This window comes from Sinorhizobium garamanticum, assembly GCF_029892065.1.
Classification (GTDB): domain Bacteria; phylum Pseudomonadota; class Alphaproteobacteria; order Rhizobiales; family Rhizobiaceae; genus Sinorhizobium; species Sinorhizobium garamanticum.
Genome location: NZ_CP120373.1, coordinates 704,610 through 725,709, shown reverse-complemented (window position 1 = coordinate 725,709; position 21,100 = coordinate 704,610). Strand labels below are relative to the sequence as shown.

The window sequence follows — 21,100 nt, the reverse complement described above, 5'->3', positions numbered from 1 at the left end:
GGCAAGAATAACAGCAAGATTGCATGAGTCCCATTCAAATTAGACGGAGCCGAGATCCATGCTCGACGGTGCGGTGCGCAGGCGGCTTGATCCGCTTCTTGACCGGCTGGGCGTCGCTCTGGTCAAGCGCGGCGTAAAGGCCGACACCATCACGATCTTCGGTCTCGGCCTCGGACTGGCGGCCGCCGGCCTCATCGCATACCGGTTCTATCTCGCCGGCGCCGTCATGATCCTGTTCAGCCGCCTGTGCGATGGCCTCGACGGCGCCGTGGCGCGCGCCAGTCGCGGCACGGATTTCGGCGGGTTTCTCGATATCGTCCTCGATTTTGCCTTCTATGGCGCAATCCCGCTCGGATTCATCATTGCGGATCCAGCCGCAAACGGTCTTGCCGGCGCGCTTCTGCTTTTCTCCTTTTACGTCAACGGATCGAGCTTTCTCGCCTATGCCATAATCGCTGAGAAGCGCGCCATGACGACCAGCGTGCGCGGCGCAAAGTCGCTTTATTTCACGACAGGACTCGCCGAAGCGACCGAGACGATCGTTGTTTTCCTGGCCTTCTGCCTGTTTCCCGGGTGGTTCCCGCCTGTCGCGGCGGTGTTTGCGGTCGTCTGCCTTTACACGGCCGTATCGCGGATCGTTCTTGCTCGCCTCAGCTTCCTCGATCCGCAATAAAAAACCGCCCGTGCATGCACGAGCGGCATTAACAAAACAGTGGCCCGCTGTCGTTAGGCCTTCACGTTTCTCAGCGCGCGGGCGAAATCCTCGATGAGATCCTCGCTGTCCTCGATGCCGGCGGAGAAGCGCACGGTGCCGGCGGAAATGCCGAGTTCGGCACGCGCTTCCTCCGTTAGGTTCTTGTGCGTTGTGGTCGCCGGATGGGTGATCAGGCTCTTGGAATCGCCGAGATTGTTGGAGATCCGGACGATTTCCAATGCGTTCTGAAGCGCGAAGGCCGCCTCCTTGCCGCCCTTCAGTTCGAACGCCACCAGCGTCGAACCGCCGCTCATCTGCTTCGCGATGATATCCGCCTGCGGATGGTCCTTGCGGCCGGGATAGATGACGCGGTCGACCTGCGGCTGCTCGGCCAGGAAGTCGGCGATGCGGCGGGCGCTGTCGGTCTGCTGCTTCACGCGCAGAGGAAGCGTCTCGATGCCCTTGAGCAATGTCCAGGCATTGAACGGCGACATGGCCGGGCCGGTATGGCGGAAATAGTCGTGCAGGTTTTCGTCGATCCATTCCTTGCTGGAAAGCACGACGCCGCCGAGGCAGCGGCCCTGGCCGTCAATGTGCTTGGTGGCGGAGTAGACGACGACATGGGCGCCGAGTTCCAGCGGCTTCTGGAAGAGGGGGGTTGCAAACACGTTGTCGACGACCAGCTTGGCGCCGATTTGCTCGGCGAGCTTCGCAACGCCGGCGATGTCGATCACTTCGAGCGTCGGGTTGGTGGGGCTCTCCAGGAAGAAGACCTTGGTGTTCGGGCGAACCGCCTTCTCCCAGTTTGCGAGATCGCGACCATCGACGAGCGTGCATTCGACACCGTATTTGGGCGCGAGGGTCTCCACGACCCAGCGGCAGGAACCAAAAAGTGCACGGGCGGCGACGATGTGGTCGCCGGCCTTCACCTGGCAAAGGATCGCCGAGGCAACGGCCGCCATGCCGGACGCGGTGGCGCGGGCGTCTTCTGCCCCTTCGAGCATGCACATGCGCTTTTCGAACATGTCGTTGGTCGGACTGCCGTAGCGCGCATAGATGAAGCCGTCGGTCTCGCCCTTGAAGCGGGCTTCCGCCGCTTCGGACGTTTCGTAGACGAAACCCTGTGTCAGAAAGATCGCTTCGGAGGTTTCGCCGTACTGAGAGCGGAGAGTTCCACCGTGGACGAGTTGGGTTGCCGGGCGCCAAGTCTTGCTCATGCGACAATCACTTTCACAACAAAAAAACCGGCCGCGAAAACGGGCCGGTTTGACACCCGGCCTTTTTAGCTACTTGTTTAACGTGGCTGCAAGCCGACCGGCCAAATCACCACGGGATAAAGCTCCAATACTGCCTGGGCGTGCTTGCGTCAATTCCCGGAGTTTGGTTTTGTCTGGCAACTGGAATGAGGAACGGTATGTCTCGCGAGACAGGGATTTTGGCCGACCGCGCAATTGCCGCGCTGTTTGCCTCGGGGCGCTTAAAAAGCGAGAGACCGCTGGATGAGGACCAGATCCAGCCGGCGAGCCTCGATCTGCGCCTCAGCGCCAAAGCGTTTCGCGTCCGGGCGAGCTTCATGCCCGGTCCGGCCCATCTCGTTGCCGACAAACTCGACCGCCTGAAGTTGCATGTCATCGATCTCACAGACGGCGCGGTGTTGGAAACCGGCTGCGTCTATATCGTCCCGCTGATGGAGAGCCTCGCCCTGCCGGAGAACATGTCGGCCTCGGCTAATCCGAAGAGCTCGACCGGCCGCCTCGATATCTTCACGCGCGTCATCACCGACAGGGCGCAGGAATTCGACAAGATCCCTGCCGGCTACAGCGGCCCGCTCTATCTGGAAATCAGCCCGCGCACGTTTCCGATCGTCGTCAGGCGCGGCTCCCGCCTGTCGCAAATCCGCTTCCGCATCGGGCATTCCGTGCTCTCCGAACAGGAGTTGCTGGCGCTGCACGAAAGCGATGTGCTTGTCGCAAGCGAGCGGCCCAACGTCACCGGCGGCGGCATTGCGCTGTCGATCGATTTGAAGGGCACCGGCCCGGACGGCCTGATCGGCTACCGCGGCAAGCACCACACCTCGGTGGTCGATGTCGACAAGAAGGCGGAGCACCCGGTCTTCGACTTCTGGGAGCCGCTTTACAGCCGTGGCCGCGATGATCTGATCCTCGATCCGGACGAGTTCTATATCCTCGTCTCGCGCGAGGCCGTCCATGTTCCACCGCTCTACGCCGCCGAAATGACGCCCTTCGATCCTCTGGTCGGCGAGTTCCGCGTTCACTATGCCGGCTTCTTCGATCCGGGTTTCGGGCACGCGTCGGCCGGCGGCAGCGGCAGCCGGGCGGTGCTGGAGGTCCGCAGCCACGAAGTGCCGTTCATCCTGGAGCACGGGCAGATCGTCGGCCGCCTCATCTACGAGCACATGATGGAGCGGCCGGACGGTCTCTACGGCCTCGACCTTGGCTCGAACTATCAGGCGCAAGGCCTTAAGCTTTCCAAGCATTTTCGTGCAGAGTGATCCTGCTGCATGTTTCCTTAAATCGGACCCGATCCCAGGAAAACATGCAGCAATTCATAGTGCTACAGCGACCTTTTGTGCGTCTAATAGAACGCACGACGCTGTAGGTGCTTGACAGATCGCGGCCGTTGAGGAAATTTCCGCTTCTGACGCGGGTGTAGTTCAGTGGTAGAACGCCAGCTTCCCAAGCTTGATGTCGTCGGTTCGATCCCGATCACCCGCTCCACTTTTTCTCATGTCTGCACGATATGGTGGGGACTCCGGGGTGGCGCTGTTCGTCTCGTCGAGCTTCCTGTAGCCAGTCGGGCAACATCTCGATAATCTTTGGAAAACCAAACCGAATCCGCGTGTTCTAAGGCCGCGGCTCCAAGTGTCGGATCATAATGACGCGTGCTCTGAGTCTACGAATTTGCGGAATCCTTGCGCTCTGCGCCTTCCTCATCGCCGAACCGGTGCTTGCGCAACCGCGGGATCTGCCCCTCCTTTTTGACGCCCGCGAACGTATCGCCCGACCGGACCTGACCGGACTTGCGCGGCTTCGTTTTCTGACGACCGTCGATTTCCCACCGTTCAATTTCATTGACCAATCGGGCAAGCTTTCCGGTTTCCATGTCGACCTCGCCCGCGAAATCTGCCGCGAGCTTGAGATCGAGGACAAATGCCAGATTCAGGCGGTGACCTACGCGGAACTCATCCCGGCGCTCGAACAAGGCCAGGGGGAGGCCGTCGCCGCGGGTATCGCGGTTCGCCCGGAGCTGCGCCAGCGTTTCGCCTTCTCCAGGGCCTTCATGCAGTTGCCGGCGCGTTTCGCGGTCAACACTAAGGCCGAAGATCTCGTGACAAGCACGGCCGCGCTTGAGGGCAAGCCCGTCGGCGTCGTGTCCGGCACGACGCACGAGGCTATGCTCAAGGCCTTCTTTCCGAAGGTCGAGCCCAAGGCCTTTCCAGACCGGGATGCAATGCTCTCCGCGTTGCGGCAGGGATCGGTTGCAGCCGTCTTCTCCGATGGCATGCAGCTCTCGTTCTGGGTTTCGGCGGGCGTCGCCGGAGGATGCTGCGCCTTGCTTGACGGCGCCTATTTCTCGCAACGCTTTCTCGGCGAAGGTTTGACGATCATGAACCGCAAGGCCGAGCCTGCGTTGACTCAGGCGATCGATCACGCATTGCTGGCGCTCTCGCGCAGCGGCAGGCTCGAGGAGATCTATCTGCGCTATTTCCCGAACGGTATCTATTGACGGACGCGGAGCCGAAACCCTAGCCACGCCGGAAAGGCAGCATCAACGACCAGACGAGCTTGGTCGGAGCGTCGCGCCCATAAGCCTTGAGGCCCGTTACGATCGCATCGTCGCCGCTTGCCGGCTGTGCGACATAGGTTGAGAACAGCCGATCCCAGATGGAAAGGTTGAAGCCGTAGTTCGAATCCGTCTCGATCCTCTCGACGGAGTGGTGGATACGATGCATGTCCGGCGTGACGATGAAACGCCGCAGCCTGCTCTCGACCTTGGGCGGCAGCCGCAGATTGGCGTGATTGAACATGGCCCCGGCGTTGAGAACGATTTCGAAGAGCAGCACGGAGAAAGCCGGAGCGCCGAGCGCGACAATGATTGCCGCCTTCCACACCATCGATAGAAGAATTTCCAAGGGATGGAAGCGGAGCGCGGTCGTCAGGTCGACGCCAGGATCGGCATGGTGAACGCGATGGATGCGCCAGAGGATCGGCAGCTTGTGGAGGACGACGTGCTCCAGCCACACGGCAAAGTCCAGCACGAGAAAGGCGATGAGGCCGGAAAGCAGCGGCGGGACGCCAAGTGCGGGCAGCGCCCCGTATCCGCGCATATCGGCCCAGAGCGCAACGCCCGTGGCGGCGGCCGGAAAGACGATGCGCAGCAACAGCGAGGACAGAAGGAGAATCGAAAGGTTCGTCGCCCAACGGCGGGCCTTCAACGCTTTCATGAGTTCCGGTCGTTCCAGACGCGGATGAGAGAGTTCGAGCACTGCAAGCAGCGCGAAAGCAGTGCCAAAGGCGATGAGGCGCCAGAGCGGTTCTGCAACACCGTAAAACAGCATCCGTCAAGACCTCGTCGATAAGCCTGCTCTACAGCGCCGTGCGTCTGATTAGACGCGTAAAGGACGCTGCAGCACTTTGAATTGCTGCATGTTTTATCCTCAAATCGGCTGCGATTTAAGGATACATATAATAGTCGCACGGAACGACGGCGGCCTTCCGCCCGCGTCCTTGGCGGTTCAGCTTAAGAGGACTACTTCCGGAAGCGCGCGATCGCGCCGCGTTCGATGGCGGCGCAGGTCAGTTTGTCGAGGCCCAGCCGGTCGCGCAGCAATTGCAAGAGCCGGATTTCCTCGTTGCGAATACGCTGATCGGCGGCTGCAAGCTCCACGGCGAGCGCATAGGCCGTATCATAGAACCGTTGCGGCAAGGCTTCACGGATCATTTCGAGCACGACGTCGAGGCCCTCCGGTGCGGCAAGCTGGGCCGAACACTCGCGGCCAATATCGATCAGCCTGTGCTCGTCGAAACCGTCGAAGGCGGGGAGAAACCGGACGAGCCTGCCGATGCCGGCAAATTCGTCGTCGGCCATGTGTCGGTCGACAGCGGACATCATCACCATGACATAGATGAAGGCTTCGTGCTGGCTGAGGCTTGTTGGCATGGTCCCGGGCTCCTTTGACGGAGGGCAGTTAGGAATTTCGGGTGGAGGTTACAAGTCCGGTGCCGTGTCGTCCGGTATTGTCGCCACAGGTGGTTCTTCGATGACGAGCGGCGCGCGGCTCAAATCGCGCGGGTCGTCGCCGTAGAAGCCAAGCTTTGCGCTTCGGGCGGCTTCCGCCTTGGCTTCAAGCGAACTGCCAGGCAGCGGTGTCGCCCAACCGTTGCTGACCAGCCATTCCGCCGGGTTTTCGTTTCCGACCTTGCAGGTCGTCGTGACGGTTCCCTCGGAATTTTCTTCGGGCCGATCGCAGATGAGCGCGCGCGCCCTCAGGAAGTTGCGAAAGGCGGTGCGCGCGACCATGCCGCAGGGCCAACTGCGGCCGTTGCCATGGCAGGTTTTTTCGGCATTTTCCGGTTCGATATCCTTGAGCTGGACGGTCGTGTCGCCCGAGCGGATCAATCCGGCAGCAAGCGCGACCGGACGCTGGTAGACAATCGTGGGTTCTGCCGGCTTTTCTTTCGGTTCCGAGAGCGGCCGCCGCGGTGCAATGCGCTCGAGCGGCTGCGCGATTCCGTCCTGCGGCAAGGCGAAAAGCTGCGGTTCGATTGTCCGTGCAGGCAGTCGGCCGACCTTTCCAGTATCCGCCTTCTGCTCGGGTTCTGCTGGTGGCGGTGGGGCGGCGGGCGCTTCTGCCGGCGGATCCGGGACCTCGACCGTCGCCGCATCCGGCGTTTCGAGGGGGAAGTCCGGTCCGGCACCTTCGTGACCGCGGATCGCGACGACACCGCCCCAAAGGATGCCGGCGTAAAGCAGGAGGGCGAAAAGCCCGCCAGCGATTGTGAACGACTCTTGCCGCATCAGGAAAGATATCCTACTGGCTGGCCCAGATGATCCGGGCGATCCACTCCACGTCTGACATTTCGAAATTGCGGTTTGGGTGATCCGGGTTGAGCGACAGGAGCTCGATGCCGCGTGGCGTTTGCCTGGACAATACTTTCGCCATCACCTCGCCCTCGCGGGTCTTGACGACGACGCGGTCGCCGCGCCGCGCTTGCGCGGTCGGATCGACAATCAGAATATCGCCGTCGCGATAGAGCGGCAGCATGCTGTCGCCCTGGATCTCCAAGGCATAGATGCCAGAGCGGCGCTCAAGTGCTGCAGGAAAGTCGACCACATCCCAGCCTTGACCGGCGGGGAAGCCGCCGTCATCGAAGAAGCCGCCGGCGCCGGCCTGGGCGAAGCCAATGAGCGGGATGTCCGCCGATTGCTGCCGCTTGTCCGCCGGCACGCTCATTTGCGCCGCGGGGCGCATGAGGGCCATGAACTGGTCGAGGGATGAACCGGTCGCCTCCAGGATCTTCGAGATCGATTCCGTCGAGGGCCAGCGGTCGCGACCGTCGGCGGATTGGCGCTTCGATTTGTTGAAGGATGTGGGATCGAGGCCAGCGCGGCGCGCCAGGCCGGACGGCGACAGCCGATGGCGCTCGGCCAGCGCATCAATGGCGCGCCAGATGCTGTCGTGTGAAAGCATTCAATCCACTCCGGAAGGGCGAGGGACGCCATTCCTTCTGCCTCTCGCCTCAGATTAACGAAGCAGGCAATGGCCGTAAAGAATGCGAAGGAAAATAGTCCTTTGTCGGCTACAGCGCCGCGCGTCCTATCAGACGCGCAAAGGACGCTGTAGGACTTTGCTTTGCTGCATGTTTTTATCCTCAATCGGCTACGATTTAAGGAAACATGCAGAGCTGCGGTCAGGCGAGTTCGCGCTCCTCTGCCTTCCTTGCCATGACCTGCTCATAGGCCGCCTGCAGCGTCTGTCGCACTGTGGGCCTGTCCGGAGCCGCAGGCGCGGCACCAAGATGTTCGACCCTGAGTTCATCCATGAACCGTTCCCAGAGTTCCGGGCCGCCTTCCTCCATCAGCTGCGCACGGATGCTCAGCTCTTCGGTGACCGGCAGATAGCGACGGCCCCAGGCCCCGAGATGCGCCATGATCGGCACCAATGCGATCGCCATCTCGGTGAGGCTGTAGATCGCCTTCTGCTTGTGGCTGGGGTCATCGCTCTTCGTCAGCATGCCCATTTCCACCAGTGTCTTCAGCCGATCGGCGAGAATGTTGGAGGAGATGCCCTCCTGCGACCGCAGGAGTTCGCGGAAATGCCGTTTGCCGCCGAAAATCATGTCTCGGATGATCAGCAGACTCCATTTGTCACCAAAGACTTCGAGCGAGAGATTGATCGGGCAACCGGAGCGATGGTCGTCTGTCATGCTGGTCCCTGTAGATCACGATGATTTTGCGACTGAACCCAAGATCATGAACGTGAACGATTCTGGCAAGCTGAGATGCGGGATGCTGCAGAACCGCCTGCACCTTTCCACATCAGACTAACTGCTTGCATTATTGCACCAGTGCGGTTAAAGTGCAACTGCTTTTAATTCTAGAGCAGTTTCGCCCAGCGACGCATTCGCGGGATTGCTAGCGAAGACGCCAGTTCCCAAAGGATCTTCCCGGTGGAGGAGCGCCGGGTATGCCGCCGAAGAGGAGAAGGCCATGACAAGTCCATCTGCAGAGCATGCAAGCTTCACCATAGAACGTGTCTTCAAGGCATCGCCTGAGAAGGTTTTTCACGCCTTTGCCGATCCTGAAACGCACGACCGGTGGTTCGTCAAGGCAGACAATTGGCCGGTCGCGGAATACCGACACGACTTCCGCGTCGGCGGGCGCGAAAGCGGCCGTTTCAGCAAGGACGGCAAAACGTTCTATTTCAACGAGACCGTCTATCTCGACATCGTCGAAAACAGGCGGATTGTCTCGGCCTACACCATGGCGAAGGATGATCGGCGGATTTCCGCCTCCATCGCCACCGTCGACCTGCTGCCCGAAGGCAACGGCACCCGCGTCATTTTCACCGAACAGGCGGCCTTTCTCGACGGACTGGACAAGGTCGAATATCGCCGGGAAGGCTGGGAGCAGTTGATCGGATTTCTTGCCGCCGAACTCGGCGAGAAGGCCGACGCCGCGGCCTGAGGAGCGGCTGGCGATTAAGCGCGTCACAAGTTCTAGCCGCTACGGAACGGCGGCTATGCGGGACGAAGCCGCCGTTCATGTGATAGTCGTTCGCCAGAATGGGATTGAGACGGCGATGCCCATAAGCACACCAGAGCAAACCCAGACGCAGGCAGCGACAGAGATCTTGCGAGACGTCCTAGGGGATACGCTTCTTGCCGTGTATCTGCATGGATCAGCGGCTTCGGGAAAACTTCGGCCGCAGAGTGATATTGACCTGCTCGCCGTTGTCGACCGGGGTATGACCGACGATCAGCGCAATGACCTGCTGACGGCCTTGCTGCGGATTTCCGGGCACCATCCCGCAGCGCCGGGAGGTCCGCGCTGCATCGAAGTCATCGTTTTTCGCCTGTCGGCCTTGTTCAAAATCGGCTTCCCGGCGACAGCCGAGTTCACCTATGGCGAATGGCTGCGGGACGAGTTCGAGGCAGGCGAAAGGCCAATGCCTACGAGTGATCCTGAATACACGCTGGTTCTCGCGCAGGCCCGCCAAGAGGCCGTCACCCTGTTTGGGCCAATCGTCCCCGCGCTTCTGCCAGAGATACCCCTGAAACAGGTTCGACAGGCCATGCGGGATGCGCTCCCGTCTTTACTCAATCGGTTGCGAGGCGATGAGCGGAACATCCTGCTCACGCTTGCCAGAATGTGGCGCACCGCCAGAACGGGCGAATTCGTTACGAAGGATGCAGCCGCGGCCTGGGCGGTTCCGCAACTCCTCGGTCGGGACGCCGCAACACTGGACTATGCGCGCAGAGCCTATCTAGGCGAGATCATCGACGAATGGGAAAGCCGATGGGACGATGCGCAGCGGTTGGCCGAACTGCTGACAGAACGGGTCACCGAGCTGCTGTGACCGCTTCGCCCAAAACCGCTGCGCACTTTTTGGGCGACATGGATCAAAGCATCGATGCAAGCGCGCTGCCGGCCATGCCGAAGGAGAACACAACGAGGCAGGCGGCAGCGATGCGGCGGGTTAGCCGCGGACCGATCGGCCGCCTCGGCAACCGCGCAAGGAAAGTGCCGGCGATGATCCACAGCGAGCCGGCACTCACCACCAGCACTGCGAAAGCGGCAAGCCAGGGAAGCATCGCTGCCAGCCCCACCTGCGGCATGATCGCAAGCGCAATGATCAGTCCCTTTGGATTGAGCACGGTGGTGATGAAGACCTGCCCGAGCGTGATCGGCCGCTCTCCGACATCGTGCGCCCTCGTGGTCCAGAGAGCGCGTGCCATCATAAGGATCCAGCAGGCGGCGGCGAGCTTGACGATAAGCCCGATCTCCGGATGGGCGGACATGAACGGAGCGGCGAGGGCGGCGACCGGTACGACCACCGTCAGATAACCGCCGAGCTCGCCAAGAAGCAGCGGAGCCGAACGCTGCAAACCGGCCGCGGCACCCGAAAGCCACATGAGCGTGTTGGTCGGCCCGGGCGCTGCCAGGAGCAGGAGGATGGCGAGGGCGAACTGGAGCGGCAGCATGGTCGGCGTTCTGGTTGATCTCTACATGCTCTTAGCGCACCCGCTAACCCGCCGACTTGACCTTGGTCAATGGCCCGGGGATTCGTGGAGCTGATGCCCTCTCCGTGCATCAAGCTCGAGCACTTAGAGCCCTTCAGGGTTAAATGGAAGCAGTTCTGCCGGAGTAGGTTTTCGTCAGGGCAGAGGCGATCGGCGAAGGGGCGTACCCGGATGTACGTCCGAGCCGATCGCCTCTGAGCCTGGCGGAAAAATGCCCGGCCCTTCGGGTTGGCTGAAACGGGCCGCCTGATCGACCGGTCGGCTTGGACGTATGCTTTGGCTACGCCGCGCCGGCCGGTCGACCATCCGACTCCGTTTGAGCCAACAGAACTGTTTCCATTTAACCCTGAAGGGCTCTAGTCACCCGCCTCGCCGGTAAGATGAAAAAAGGGCCGCACCCATCGGCACGGCCCCTTAGATTCTTGCTTGGAAGGCCAGGGCGGCCTACGCCGCCTTCTTTGCCTCCCCGTAAGGATCGAAGCGTGCGTAGAAGGTCTCGCCCTTTTCTGCCATGTCCTTCAGCAGCGGCGTCGGCTTGAAGTGGTTGCCATAGTTCTTGGAGAGCTTCTCGCAGAGCTTGACGAAAGCTTTCGCACCCATGCCGTCGATGTAGGAAAGCGTGCCGCCGGTATAGGGCGCGAAGCCGAAGCCGAGGATGGAGCCGACATCGGCTTCGCGCGGGTCGGTGACGATGCCCTCCTCGATGGTGCGGGCGGCTTCCAGCGCGATGGTTGCGAGGAAGCGTTGCTTCAGCACCTCGACGTCGATCTTGTCGGCCTGCTGCTGCGGATAGAGCGTCTTCAGTTCCGGCCAGAGATATTTCTTGGCGGGCTTCGCCGGATATTCGTAGAAGCCCTTGCCGTTCTTGCGTCCGCGGCGATCGAGGTCGTCGACCATCTTGTTGATCAGTGCCATATGTCGCGGATCGACGGCCTTCTCGCCGAGATCGGCGACGGTCGCCTTCAGGATCTTCTGGCTGAGGTCGATCGCCACCTCGTCGTTGAGCGACAGCGGACCGACCGGCATGCCGGCCATCTTGGCAGCGTTTTCGATCATCGCCGGCGGCACGCCCTCGATCAGCATGTCGTAGGCTTCATGGATGTAGCGGAAGACGCAGCGGTTGACGTAGAAGCCACGGGTGTCGTTGACGACGATCGGCGTCTTCTTGATCGCCGCGACATAGTCGAGTGCGGTCGCAAGCGCGCGGTCGCCCGTCTCCTTGCCGAGGATCACTTCCGTCAGCATCATCTTCTCGACTGGCGAGAAGAAATGGATGCCTATGAATTGTTCCGGGCGCTTGGAATTCTTGGCAAGGCCGGTGATCGGCAGCGTCGAGGTGTTGGAGGCGAAGATCGCGTCCTCGGCAATCACCGCTTCGATCCTCTCGATCACCTCCTTCTTGACCTGCCGGTCCTCGAAGACCGCCTCGACGACAAGGCCTGCATCCTTGAGGTCGCCATAGTCGGCCGACGGCGTGATGCGGGCAAGCAGCGCCTCGCCTTCTTCCTTGGTCAGCCGGCCCTTACCGATCGAATCCTTCACCAGCCCTTCCGAATGCGTCTTGCCCTTTTCGGCCGTTTCCATGTCGCGGTCGATCAGGGTTACGGGGATGCCGGCGGCAGCGGTGACGTAGGCGATTGAGGCACCCATGAAGCCGGCGCCGACGACGCCGACCTTCCTGAGCTCGGTTTTCGGCACGCCGGCGGGGCGACGTGCGCCCTTGCCGAGCTCCTGCATCGAGATGAACAGCGAGCGGATCATGGAGAAGGCTTCGGTCGTCTGCAGGATCTCGGTGAAATAGCGCTGCTCGATCTTCAAGGCCGTGTCGAACGGGACCTGCAGCCCTTCATAGACGCATTTCAGGATGGCGATCGCACCCGGATAGTTGCCATAGGTCTCGCGGCGCAGAATGCCCGAGGCAGCCGGCCAGAGCTGCGCCGAAGCCGGCGTCCAGATGCCGCCGCCCGGCACCTTGAAGCCCTTTTCGTCCCAGGGCTGTACCGGCTTCAGGCCATTCTTGATCATCGCCTTGGCGGCGTCGATCAGTTTGTCCGGATCGACCACTTCGTGCACGAGCCCCATCGCCTTGGCACGCGCCGCGGTCAAGGAGGAGCCGGTCGTCATCATCTGCAGGGCGTCCTGCGCGTTGGTGAGGCGCGGCACGCGCTGGGTACCGCCGGCGCCGGGGAAGATGCCGACCTTGACTTCCGGCAGCGCGATCTTCACCGCCTTCGCATTGGAGGCGACACGGCCGTGGCAGGCGAGCGACAGCTCGAAAGCGCCGCCCATGCAAGTGCCGTTGATCGCCGAGACCCAGGGCTTGCCCGACGTCTCGAGCTTGCGGAAAAGGCCCGTCATGCGGCCGACGAGGTCGAAGAGTTTTTGCGCGGCATTGGCCGGGTCTTTCTTCTTTTCCTCGGCCTGAAAGGTGAACATCGACTTGATCATCGAGAGATCGGCGCCGCCGGAGAAGGACGACTTGCCCGAGGTAAAGACGACGCCCTTGACGGCCGCGTCGGCGGTCGTCTGATCGACGATCGCGTTCAGTTCCTCCATCACCTCTTGGGTGAAGACGTTCATCGATTTCTCGGGCATGTCCCAGGTAACGAGCGCGATGCCATCGGCGTCAGTTTCGATCATGAAATTCGTGTAAGACATATTCTCTCTCCCGGGATCGGATCAGACGCGTTCGATGATGGTGGCGGTGCCCATGCCGGCGCCGATGCAGAGCGTGACGAGCGCGGTGTTGAGGTCGCGACGCTCGAGTTCGTCAAGCACGGTGCCGAGGATCATCGCGCCGGTAGCGCCGAGCGGATGGCCCATGGCGATCGCGCCGCCATTGACGTTGATCTGGTCGTGCGGGATGTCGAAAGCCTGCATGTAGCGGAGGACGACCGCGGCAAAAGCCTCGTTGAGCTCGAAGAGGTCGATATCGGAAAGCTTCATGTCGGCGCGCTTCAACAGCTTCTCGGTCACGTCGACCGGACCGGTCAGCATCAGCGCGGGGTCGGAGCCGATATTGGCGAAGGCGCGGATGCGCGCCCGCGGCTTCAGGCCCATGGATTCGCCGCCGGCCTTGGAGCCGAGGAGAACGGCGGCCGCGCCGTCGACGATGCCGGAGGAATTGCCGGCGTGGTGGACATAGTTGATCCGCTCGATTTCCGGATGCGCCTGGATGGCGACGGCCTCGAAGCCACCCATCTCGCCAGGCATTTGGAACGAGGGGTTGAGCGAAGCGAGCGCTTGCATGTCGGTGGTCGGGCGCATGTGCTCGTCGCGGTCGAGAATGGTCAGACCGTTCTGATCCTTGACCGGCACGACCGAGTTCTTGAAGTAGCCCTTTTCCCAAGCCTTGGCGGCGCGCTTCTGGCTTTCAACCGCATAGGCGTCGACGTCGTCACGCGAAAAGCCGTATTTGGTGGCGATCAAATCGGCGGAGACGCCCTGCGGCATGAAATAGGCCGGCAGGTTGACGGAGGGGTCCATGAACCAGGAGCCGCCCGACATGCCGAGGCCGACACGCGACATGGATTCGACGCCGCCGGCGATGACGATGTCGTCCGCTCCCTGGGCGATCTTAGCGGCGCCGAAATTGACGGCATCGAGGCCGGAGGCGCAGAAGCGAGAGATCTGCATGCCGGGCGCGCGCGTCGAATAGCCGGCCTCGAAGGCTGCCGCCTTGGGGATGACCGAGCCTGCATCCATTACCGGATCGACGCAGCCCATGATGATGTCGTCGACGGTCGACGTATCGAGGCCGTTCCGGTCACGCACCGCTTCCAGCATCTTGGCCGCGAGGCGGACGGAAGGCACCTCGTGCAGCGATCCGTCCTTCTTGCCACGGCCGCGCGGCGTGCGCACGTGGTCGTAAACGAAGACTTTCGTCATCTCTTGATCTCCCTTTGGGCGGCATTGCTTCGAGCCGCGCTTGATGCATTGGATCGGGATGCCTGCCGAAGCCGCCTCGCGCTTCCTCATCCTGCTCCGAGTGTGAAATCAGAACGCGGCGGCGTCCAGCGCCATCAGCGTGTCGGCGCCGGTTTCGATGCGGGCCTTCCGCAGCGCCGTTTCGGGCATGATGCGCTCCATGAAGAACCTCGCCGTGATCAGCTTGTTCTTGAGATAGTCCGCGCGTTCGGTTTCGCCAGCGGCGAGCTTCTCCTCCGCCGTCTTCGCGATAAGAGCCCACATGTAGCCGAGCACGACAAGGCCGAAGAGATGCATGTAGTCGGTCGAGCCGGCGCCGGCATTGTCGGGTTTCGCCATGGCATTCTGCATGAACCACATGGTTGCTGCCTGCAGATCGTTCAGCCCCTTCTTCAGCGCCTTGGTATAGCCCGACAGCTTCTCGCCGTTGCGGTTTTCCTCGCAGAAATCGCCGATTTCCTTGAAGAACGCCATAACGGCGCGGCCGCCGTTCATCGCCAGTTTCCGGCCGACGAGGTCGAGCGCCTGGATGCCGTTGGCCCCCTCGTAGATCATGGCGATGCGGGCATCGCGCACATACTGGCTCATACCGTGCTCTTCGATATAGCCGTGACCGCCGAAAACCTGCTGTGCCATGACCGTGTGGTCGAAGCCCTTGTCGGTCATGACGCCCTTGAGGATCGGGGTCATCAGGCCGAGAATGTCGTCGGCCGCCTGGCGGTCCTCTTCGCTGTCGGAGCGGTGGGCGATATCGGATTTCAGTGCCGTCCAGAGCGTGAAGGCGCGGCCACCTTCGTTGAACGCCTTGATCGTCATCAGAGTGCGGCGAACGTCCGGGTGGACGATGATCGGATCGGCCTTTTGGTCGGGCGCCTTGGTACCAGAAAGTGAGCGACCCTGGATGCGCTCGCGGGCATAGTTGGCGGCGTTCTGGTAGGCGACCTCGGAAATGGCGAGACCCTGCATGCCGACGGCAAGACGGGCCTCGTTCATCATCACGAACATGGCGCTGAGACCTTTGTTCTCAGCCCCGATCAGATAGCCGGTCGCCTCGTCGTAGTTCATGACGCAGGTGGCGTTGCCGTGAATGCCCATCTTCTCTTCGATCGCACCGCAGGAGACGCCGTTGCGCTCTCCGGGTTCGCCGCTGCCGTCGAGCTTGTATTTCGGCACGATGAAGAGCGAGATGCCCCTGACGCCTTCCGGCGCCCCTTCGATGCGGGCGAGCACCAGATGGATGATGTTCTCTGCCATGTCGTGCTCGCCGGCGGAGATAAAGATCTTCTGGCCGGAGATCCGGTAGGAGCCATCGCCGTTCGGCACGGCCTTGGTGCGCAGGAGCCCGAGGTCGGTGCCGCAATGGGGCTCCGTCAGGTTCATCGTGCCGGTCCAGGTGCCGTCTACCATCTTCGGCAGGTAGGTTCGCTTCTGCTCCTCGGAGCCGTGGACGATGATGGCGGCGATCGCCCCCTGCGTCAGGCCCGGATACATCATCAGCGACATGTTGGCGGCAGACATGAATTCGCCGACGGCCGTGTGCAGCGTGTAGGGCAGGCCCTGGCCGCCGAATTCTTCCGGCGCCGCAAGGCCAAGCCAGCCGCCTTCGCGATAGAGGTCAAAGGCCTGCTTGAAGCCCTTCGGTACGGTAACGGAACCGTCGTCGTGGCGCGTGCAACCCTCCTGGTCGCCGGAGAGGTTGATCGGGAAAAGGGCCTCTTCCGCGAGTTTGGCAGCCTCGCCGACGATTGCCGCAACCGTGTCGGGGGTCGCATCGGCAAAACCCGGCAGGTTGTTGTAGCGCTCGATGCCGAGCACGTCGTTGAGGATGAACAGGGTGTCGTCAACCGGGGCCTTGTAGATGGGCATTCGTTCCTCGCCTTTGTCTCCCTTCGGGCACGCGCAGGGTGCAGTTGCCCGATTCTCAATGCTTTGAGCGTACACCGCTGGGCGCGGTCTCGCATCGTCGGCAGGATGCTACAAAATTTTGACGTTTGCGTAAACGTCAAAATTGCCAAAAGTTTCGCAGTCGCGTTCTCGCGAGGGGAGTCACCGCGCCTGAGCGTGAGCAATGGTGGTGATCCTGACAAAACGTTAAAAAATTGAGGCTGATTAACTGCTTATTTACCACGTTTAATGAATTGTGGGTGGTGAGATAGTCAAAGCTGCAACCGGTCCCGTCGTCGCGTTGTTGTTGCTTTGACAGCATCGATCGCACAGCGGCCTCGGAGCCTGGCTCTTCTCGTCGCGGCTTTCGATGATGGTCAACGACAGGGGCGAAGAGACAATGAACGGATCGCGATCCAATCCTCAGCGCGCAAGTATCCCGTCCTACAGCGACAGGCCGTCGCTTGATGCCCTGAACCGCACGATCGAGGGCCTGGAGGCGCGCATTGAAGGCTTGATGAGCGGCGCGGGGCGCGAGGCTCAGCACGGCCAGACCGAGCGCCAGACGACGACCAGCGACGCTGTCACCGAAATTCTCCAGCGCCAGCGCGCTTTGAGCGCAAGCCGCGAGCGGACGTCGCTGCGCGAACGTATCGCCGCGCGAGAGGCGGATCGTTTTGCCTCCGGCCGCGTCCACGAAGACGCGCGGCCGCCGGTCGCACCGGCGCGATCCGCATCGGCTGCGGCCGACATAGCCGAAGCTCTGGTCGGCCTGCGGCAGGAGTTGAAGCGTGATATCAGCGACGGACTCGTTCGCGAACTGAGTGCTCTGCGTTCGGAAATCCGCGGCATCAAGGCTGAGGCGCAGGATCATCTTTTCGCCGAAGACATTCGGGCAGATATGCAGCGCCTGGCGGACGGCATTCATCAGCTCGGCCGGCAGGCGTCGCCCGCCCAGGCGGATGCGTTGCGCGTCGAATTCGATGGCCTCAGGGCGCTGATCGACGGCCTGGCACGCGAAGACGGCATCCGGCGCCTGGAGGACCGCTGGAGCGGCGTCGAGGACCGCCTGAATGCCTTCGACCAGAACCGCGATGACGAACTCGTGGCGCTCGCCTACAGGCTCGATGACATCAAGTCGCACATCGGCTCGGCGAACAACGGAGCGGCCTTCGACGTCCTGGACGAAAAACTCCTCGCGATCGCCGATGCGATCGAGCTCTTGGGACGGCAAATGCAGCCGGATGACGGCCGCCTCGTCTCGCAGCTGGCCGATTTTGATGGACGGTTCGATGAAATCAGCCGGGCGATCGCCGTCAGTAGCCGCAGTGCGGCCGACTTTGATAACGTTCTCGTCAGCCGTCTCGAAAGTCGGCTTGGCGATCTCTCGCGTCAGATCGACGAAGCCGCGCGCCCGGTCGAGACCGGGCTCGGCGCGCGGATCGAAGCGTTGACGGCGCGCATCGAAGAACTGTCGAGTGCGAAGTCGGCTACGCGGCTCGAGGAGCGCCTCGACGAACTCTCGATGCTGCTCGAGAGCAACCAGAAAAATGCGCAAGCGGAACTGGCTGACTATCTCGCCGACATCTCCCAGCGAATCGAGGCCCTGGACCAGGGCAGCATCAACTCGGCTCTGGCGGAGCGCCTCGACTATCTCGCGCGCCGTATCGACGACTTGAACATGCATGCGGTGCAACCCGTGGCGGGCCAGCGCTTCGAGCGTCTGGAGGACCGCCTCGCGGATATCGCGCAACGCCTGGAAGAAACGCATGCTGCTCCGTTCGACGACGGCGAAGCGCTGCGCAACCTCGAGGCTCAGATCACCAATCTGTCGACGTTGATCAGCCAGCCGCGCATCGAGGCCGGTTCTGCTCCGGCGGATTTCGAAAGCCGGATGAGAGCGCTTGAAGACTATCTGGCAACCAGCGACGAATACATCATCGAAGCGGCTCGCCAGGCGGCGGAAGCCGTCATGGAGGCCTTTGCCAAGAATGGCCCGATACATGCCAGCGGCGACATGGCGGCAATCTCGGCGCTCGCTGAGGATCTGAGGACGCTCGAGGACCTTAGCCGTTCGAGCAATGAACGCACGGCGCGGACATTCGAAGCCTTGCATGAAACGCTTGTTCAGATCGCCGAGAAGCTGGAACTGCTCGAAGACCGCGAACCGGTCGCTGCCGCTACGCGGCCCGATGCAGCGATAACGCGCGACGTTCCCGTAATGCCGAGGGCCGCGCAACCGGATTTCGGCAACCGCTTCGGCAGTGCCGATCTCGATGATCGCGACGACGATCTTGAGCGGAATGTCCGGGCGCTGCAGGCGGAAGAAGAGGTGGCTGCGGCCGCGCCGGCCTCCGCCACAGTCGATGATCTGGTGGTTGCCGAGGCAGTTTCGACGGTCGAAAAGGACGAGGTTCGGGAGCTGGCGCCCTCCGCCAGAACGGGATTGCTCGCCGGGCTGACCCGCCGCTTTAGCGGCAAACGAACCGCTGCATTGCCTGAGCGCGTGCGGCAGGTGGTCGAACCCGCTCCATCGATCGACCCGTCTGAGATGCTCGCCCCTGAGGATGCCAACCAGCTGCTCGAGCCCGGCTCCGGTGCGCCGGACGTCAAGAAGATTCTCGAGCGCGTCCGCGCCGGTCAGATGAGCCGCGGCGGTCAACCGGCCCTCGAAGGCGACAAGGCCGATTTCATCGCGGCTGCGCGTCGCGCAGCGCAATTGGCGGTCGAGGAAGCGGATACGCTGAACGGCGAGAAGGACGGTAGCGGCTCATCCGGTATCGGTGCCTTTGCCCGTCATCGCCGTCCGATCCTGATGGCGGTCGGTGCGGTGCTCCTCGCGATCATGTCCTATCCGCTCGTCAGCACCGTCCTCAAGGGCCGGGACATGCCCGAAGTCCAGCCCGTAGCGGTGATCGAGCAGAAGGCGGTTCCTGACGTCGCGGAAGCGAAGGCTGCGGACGACCGCCTGACGGAATCGGCCCCCGCCCCTGTCGCAAAGATATCGGCAGAGGCGCGCCTGGCAAAAGCGGCGCCTGAGGCAATGGCCGTCGGCACAGCGACTACGGCTCCTGCTACGAAGGCGGCTGAGACCGCGACCGCAACAGCCGGCAGCAACCACGCGCCCTTGCTGCAGCCGGCAAGCGGACCGGCACAGGCGAGCGCGTCGACATTTCAGGTCGCTCCTGCCGTCGCCGCCAAAGCGGGGACATTCGAGCCTGCGGCCAAGGCCGGCGACATAGTCCTTCCCGAAGGGTTTGGTCCGCCAGCGCTTGTTACGGCCGCCAAAGGTGGCGACCCTCTCGCTTTCTACGAGATCGGTACACGCTTCACCGAAGGCCGCGGCGTCAAGGAAGATCCCGCGGAAGCGGCAAAATGGTATCAGCGCGCGGCGGATGCCGGCGTGATCCCGGCCGAGTACCGGCTCGCCAATCTCTATGAAAAAGGGTCGGGCGTCGCGCGCGACCCAGCCAAGGCGAAGACGCTTTATCTCAAGGCCGCTGCCGCTGGCAACGCCAGCGCGATCCACAATCTCGCTGTCATGCTCGCCAGCGGTCGCAACGGGGCACCGGATTTCGTCGAAGCTGCCAAATGGTTCGAGAAGGCGGCGAACCTCGGCGTCCGCGACAGTCAGTTCAACCTCGCGGTGCTGTATGCCCGCGGCAATGGCGTCAAGCAGGACCTGGAAGAATCCTACAAGTGGTTCTCGATTGCGGCTCGCGACGGCGACAAGGATGCTGGCGAAAAGCGCGACGAGATTGCCAAGGCGATGAAGCCCGAACAACTGGCAAGCGCCATGGCCAAGGCCGACACATGGAAACTCCAGCCGGTCGACGCCAAGGCGAACACCGTCGATATCCCCGACGCGTGGGTCGGTCCGCCGACCAAGACAGCCACGGTCGACATGACCAAGGCCGTGCGCAATATCCAGGCGATTCTCAACAACAATGGCTTCGACGCCGGCACGCCGGATGGACAGATGGGCAAGAAGACGATTACCGCCATCAAGGCCTTCCAGAAATCCATTGGCCAGGAACCGACCGGAGAGATCACCGACGCACTCGTCAAGGAACTGTTGAAGCGGAACTCCTAAAGCAATTCCAGGAAAAGTGCGTAGCGGTTTTCCGTCCGGAATTGCGCCATCGCAAAAAGCAATTCCAGGAAAAGTGCGTAGCGGTTTTCCGTCCGGAATTGCGCCATCGCAAAAAGCAATTCCAGGAAAAGTGTGCAGCGGTTTTCCGTCCGGAATTGCGCCATCGCAAAAAGCAATTCCAGGAAAAGTGTGCAGCGGTTTTCCGTCCGGAATTGCGCCATCGCAAAAAGCAATTCCAGGAAAAGTGTGCAGCGGTTTTCCGTCCGGAATTGCGTTAATTCAAAAAGCAATTCCAGGAAAAGTGTGCAGCGGTTTTCCGTCCGGAATTGCGTTAATTCAAAAAGCAATTCCAGGAAAAGTGTGCAGCGGTTTTCCGTCCGGAATTGCGCTAATTCAAAAAGCAATTCCAGGAAAAGTGTGCAGCGGTTTTCCGTCCGGAATTGCGCCGCTCAAAGAGCCGGATCGTTTTATTGTTTCAATAAAACAACGAAACGATCTACAGCGCCGCGCGAGACACTCTGCTTTCAGCCGCCGCCGCAATAAAGCCGCAGATCGGCGCGACAGGGTTCAGGGGCGAAGTCTGGGGTCATGTGCCTGAAAAGGTTGACAGCTCCGGCCCTGGAGCGCATGAGGAATTGCCGCCTGTTCCTCATCGCTGAGGGGCGGTCCGCCATACATCCCCTGCTCGTGGTGAATCACTTGCCACTTTGAAACGTCGCGCCGCGCGTCTCTCCGGAC

General features: G+C 61.8%; 17 protein-coding genes, 1 tRNA gene and 1 riboswitch. Of the genes, 8 read left to right on the top strand and 10 right to left on the bottom strand.

Features of this window, described 5'->3' with window-relative positions; genetic code table 11:
* The first annotated feature begins 58 nt into the window (after nt 1–58).
* The gene (locus PZN02_RS03495) at nt 59–673 is read left to right on the top strand and encodes a CDP-alcohol phosphatidyltransferase family protein (RefSeq protein WP_280660234.1); all 615 of its coding nucleotides are present in this window, start codon (nt 59–61) and stop codon (nt 671–673) included.
* A 53-nt stretch (nt 674–726) separates the two neighbouring features.
* Here the strand turns inward: PZN02_RS03495 and PZN02_RS03490 are convergent, their stop codons facing one another.
* Nucleotides 727–1,911 (bottom strand): O-succinylhomoserine sulfhydrylase, encoded by a 1,185-nt coding sequence (locus PZN02_RS03490; protein ID WP_280660233.1) that lies wholly within the window; start codon nt 1,909–1,911, stop codon nt 727–729.
* Nucleotides 1,912–1,955: 44 nt separating this feature from the next.
* Nucleotides 1,956–2,034: riboswitch (SAM riboswitch) on the bottom strand.
* Between the two features lie 74 nt (nt 2,035–2,108).
* On the opposite strand from PZN02_RS03490, the gene PZN02_RS03485 reads away from it, so the two are divergent.
* The 3 genes from PZN02_RS03485 (at nt 2,109) to PZN02_RS03475 (ending at nt 4,441) form a co-directional block, all read left to right on the top strand.
* On the top strand, nt 2,109–3,206 hold the full coding sequence (locus PZN02_RS03485) for a 2'-deoxycytidine 5'-triphosphate deaminase (RefSeq protein ID WP_280660232.1): 1,098 nt from the start codon (nt 2,109–2,111) through the stop codon (nt 3,204–3,206).
* Between the two features lie 151 nt (nt 3,207–3,357).
* Nucleotides 3,358–3,432, top strand: a tRNA-Gly gene (locus PZN02_RS03480).
* 157 nt (nt 3,433–3,589) lie between these two features.
* The gene (locus PZN02_RS03475) at nt 3,590–4,441 is read left to right on the top strand and encodes a transporter substrate-binding domain-containing protein (RefSeq protein ID WP_280660231.1); all 852 of its coding nucleotides are present in this window, start codon (nt 3,590–3,592) and stop codon (nt 4,439–4,441) included.
* A gap of 19 nt (nt 4,442–4,460) precedes the next feature.
* Here the strand turns inward: PZN02_RS03475 and PZN02_RS03470 are convergent, their stop codons facing one another.
* From PZN02_RS03470 to PZN02_RS03450, 5 genes are all read right to left on the bottom strand, one after another.
* The gene (locus PZN02_RS03470) at nt 4,461–5,273 is read right to left on the bottom strand and encodes a sterol desaturase family protein (protein ID WP_280660230.1); all 813 of its coding nucleotides are present in this window, start codon (nt 5,271–5,273) and stop codon (nt 4,461–4,463) included.
* A 191-nt stretch (nt 5,274–5,464) separates the two neighbouring features.
* Complete coding sequence (locus PZN02_RS03465; RefSeq protein WP_280660229.1) at nt 5,465–5,875, bottom strand: tellurite resistance TerB family protein; 411 nt, start codon at nt 5,873–5,875, stop codon at nt 5,465–5,467.
* A 48-nt stretch (nt 5,876–5,923) separates the two neighbouring features.
* Nucleotides 5,924–6,733, bottom strand: a complete 810-nt coding sequence (locus PZN02_RS03460; protein WP_280660228.1) for a thermonuclease family protein — start codon at nt 6,731–6,733, stop codon at nt 5,924–5,926.
* A 13-nt stretch (nt 6,734–6,746) separates the two neighbouring features.
* Nucleotides 6,747–7,406, bottom strand: a complete 660-nt coding sequence (locus tag PZN02_RS03455) for a S24 family peptidase (protein ID WP_280660227.1) — start codon at nt 7,404–7,406, stop codon at nt 6,747–6,749.
* 220 nt (nt 7,407–7,626) lie between these two features.
* Nucleotides 7,627–8,142 carry a winged helix-turn-helix transcriptional regulator gene (locus PZN02_RS03450; protein WP_280660226.1) on the bottom strand — a complete coding sequence of 172 codons (516 nt, stop codon included), beginning with the start codon at nt 8,140–8,142 and terminating at the stop codon, nt 7,627–7,629.
* Between the two features lie 283 nt (nt 8,143–8,425).
* On the opposite strand from PZN02_RS03450, the gene PZN02_RS03445 reads away from it, so the two are divergent.
* Complete coding sequence (locus PZN02_RS03445; RefSeq protein WP_280660225.1) at nt 8,426–8,902, top strand: SRPBCC family protein; 477 nt, start codon at nt 8,426–8,428, stop codon at nt 8,900–8,902.
* Nucleotides 8,903–9,017: 115 nt separating this feature from the next.
* The gene (locus PZN02_RS03440) at nt 9,018–9,794 is read left to right on the top strand and encodes an aminoglycoside adenylyltransferase domain-containing protein (protein WP_280661372.1); all 777 of its coding nucleotides are present in this window, start codon (nt 9,018–9,020) and stop codon (nt 9,792–9,794) included.
* Between the two features lie 43 nt (nt 9,795–9,837).
* Here PZN02_RS03440 and PZN02_RS03435 read toward each other — a convergent pair whose 3' ends face one another.
* The 4 genes from PZN02_RS03435 to PZN02_RS03420 all read right to left on the bottom strand — a co-directional run bounded on the left by PZN02_RS03435 (nt 9,838) and on the right by PZN02_RS03420 (nt 16,251).
* Nucleotides 9,838–10,419, bottom strand: coding sequence for a threonine transporter RhtB (locus PZN02_RS03435; protein ID WP_280660224.1), 582 nt, complete (start codon nt 10,417–10,419; stop codon nt 9,838–9,840).
* A gap of 483 nt (nt 10,420–10,902) precedes the next feature.
* Nucleotides 10,903–13,116: a 3-hydroxyacyl-CoA dehydrogenase NAD-binding domain-containing protein gene (locus PZN02_RS03430; protein ID WP_280660223.1), complete on the bottom strand. Its 2,214-nt coding sequence runs from the start codon at nt 13,114–13,116 to the stop codon at nt 10,903–10,905.
* A gap of 21 nt (nt 13,117–13,137) precedes the next feature.
* Nucleotides 13,138–14,346, bottom strand: a complete 1,209-nt coding sequence (locus PZN02_RS03425; protein WP_280660222.1) for an acetyl-CoA C-acetyltransferase — start codon at nt 14,344–14,346, stop codon at nt 13,138–13,140.
* A gap of 108 nt (nt 14,347–14,454) precedes the next feature.
* Nucleotides 14,455–16,251: an acyl-CoA dehydrogenase C-terminal domain-containing protein gene (locus tag PZN02_RS03420; RefSeq protein WP_280660221.1), complete on the bottom strand. Its 1,797-nt coding sequence runs from the start codon at nt 16,249–16,251 to the stop codon at nt 14,455–14,457.
* A gap of 418 nt (nt 16,252–16,669) precedes the next feature.
* Between PZN02_RS03420 and PZN02_RS03415 the strand changes: the two genes are divergently transcribed.
* Entirely contained in the window at nt 16,670–20,362 is a 3,693-nt protein-coding gene (locus PZN02_RS03415; protein WP_280660220.1) for a peptidoglycan-binding protein, read from the top strand.
* Between the two features lie 16 nt (nt 20,363–20,378).
* Nucleotides 20,379–20,960, top strand: a complete 582-nt coding sequence (locus tag PZN02_RS03410) for a hypothetical protein (protein ID WP_280660219.1) — start codon at nt 20,379–20,381, stop codon at nt 20,958–20,960.
* Nucleotides 20,961–21,100 lie beyond the last annotated feature (140 nt).

Excerpts from the sequence above, each read along its gene's own strand:
- PZN02_RS03440 (WP_280661372.1), top strand. The coding sequence starts at position 9,018 with ATGCCCATAAGCACACCAGAGCAAACCCAGACGCAGGCAGCGACAGAG.
- PZN02_RS03470 (WP_280660230.1), bottom strand. The coding sequence starts at position 5,273 with ATGCTGTTTTACGGTGTTGCAGAACCGCTCTGGCGCCTCATCGCCTTT.
- PZN02_RS03450 (WP_280660226.1), bottom strand. The coding sequence starts at position 8,142 with ATGACAGACGACCATCGCTCCGGTTGCCCGATCAATCTCTCGCTCGAA.
- PZN02_RS03475 (WP_280660231.1), top strand. The coding sequence starts at position 3,590 with ATGACGCGTGCTCTGAGTCTACGAATTTGCGGAATCCTTGCGCTCTGC.
- PZN02_RS03490 (WP_280660233.1), bottom strand. The coding sequence starts at position 1,911 with ATGAGCAAGACTTGGCGCCCGGCAACCCAACTCGTCCACGGTGGAACT.
- PZN02_RS03415 (WP_280660220.1), top strand. The coding sequence starts at position 16,670 with ATGAACGGATCGCGATCCAATCCTCAGCGCGCAAGTATCCCGTCCTAC.
- PZN02_RS03420 (WP_280660221.1), bottom strand. The coding sequence starts at position 16,251 with ATGCCCATCTACAAGGCCCCGGTTGACGACACCCTGTTCATCCTCAAC.
- PZN02_RS03465 (WP_280660229.1), bottom strand. The coding sequence starts at position 5,875 with ATGCCAACAAGCCTCAGCCAGCACGAAGCCTTCATCTATGTCATGGTG.
- PZN02_RS03430 (WP_280660223.1), bottom strand. The coding sequence starts at position 13,116 with ATGTCTTACACGAATTTCATGATCGAAACTGACGCCGATGGCATCGCG.
- PZN02_RS03495 (WP_280660234.1), top strand. The coding sequence starts at position 59 with ATGCTCGACGGTGCGGTGCGCAGGCGGCTTGATCCGCTTCTTGACCGG.
- PZN02_RS03460 (WP_280660228.1), bottom strand. The coding sequence starts at position 6,733 with ATGCGGCAAGAGTCGTTCACAATCGCTGGCGGGCTTTTCGCCCTCCTG.
- PZN02_RS03485 (WP_280660232.1), top strand. The coding sequence starts at position 2,109 with ATGTCTCGCGAGACAGGGATTTTGGCCGACCGCGCAATTGCCGCGCTG.
- PZN02_RS03435 (WP_280660224.1), bottom strand. The coding sequence starts at position 10,419 with ATGCTGCCGCTCCAGTTCGCCCTCGCCATCCTCCTGCTCCTGGCAGCG.
- PZN02_RS03445 (WP_280660225.1), top strand. The coding sequence starts at position 8,426 with ATGACAAGTCCATCTGCAGAGCATGCAAGCTTCACCATAGAACGTGTC.
- PZN02_RS03425 (WP_280660222.1), bottom strand. The coding sequence starts at position 14,346 with ATGACGAAAGTCTTCGTTTACGACCACGTGCGCACGCCGCGCGGCCGT.
- PZN02_RS03455 (WP_280660227.1), bottom strand. The coding sequence starts at position 7,406 with ATGCTTTCACACGACAGCATCTGGCGCGCCATTGATGCGCTGGCCGAG.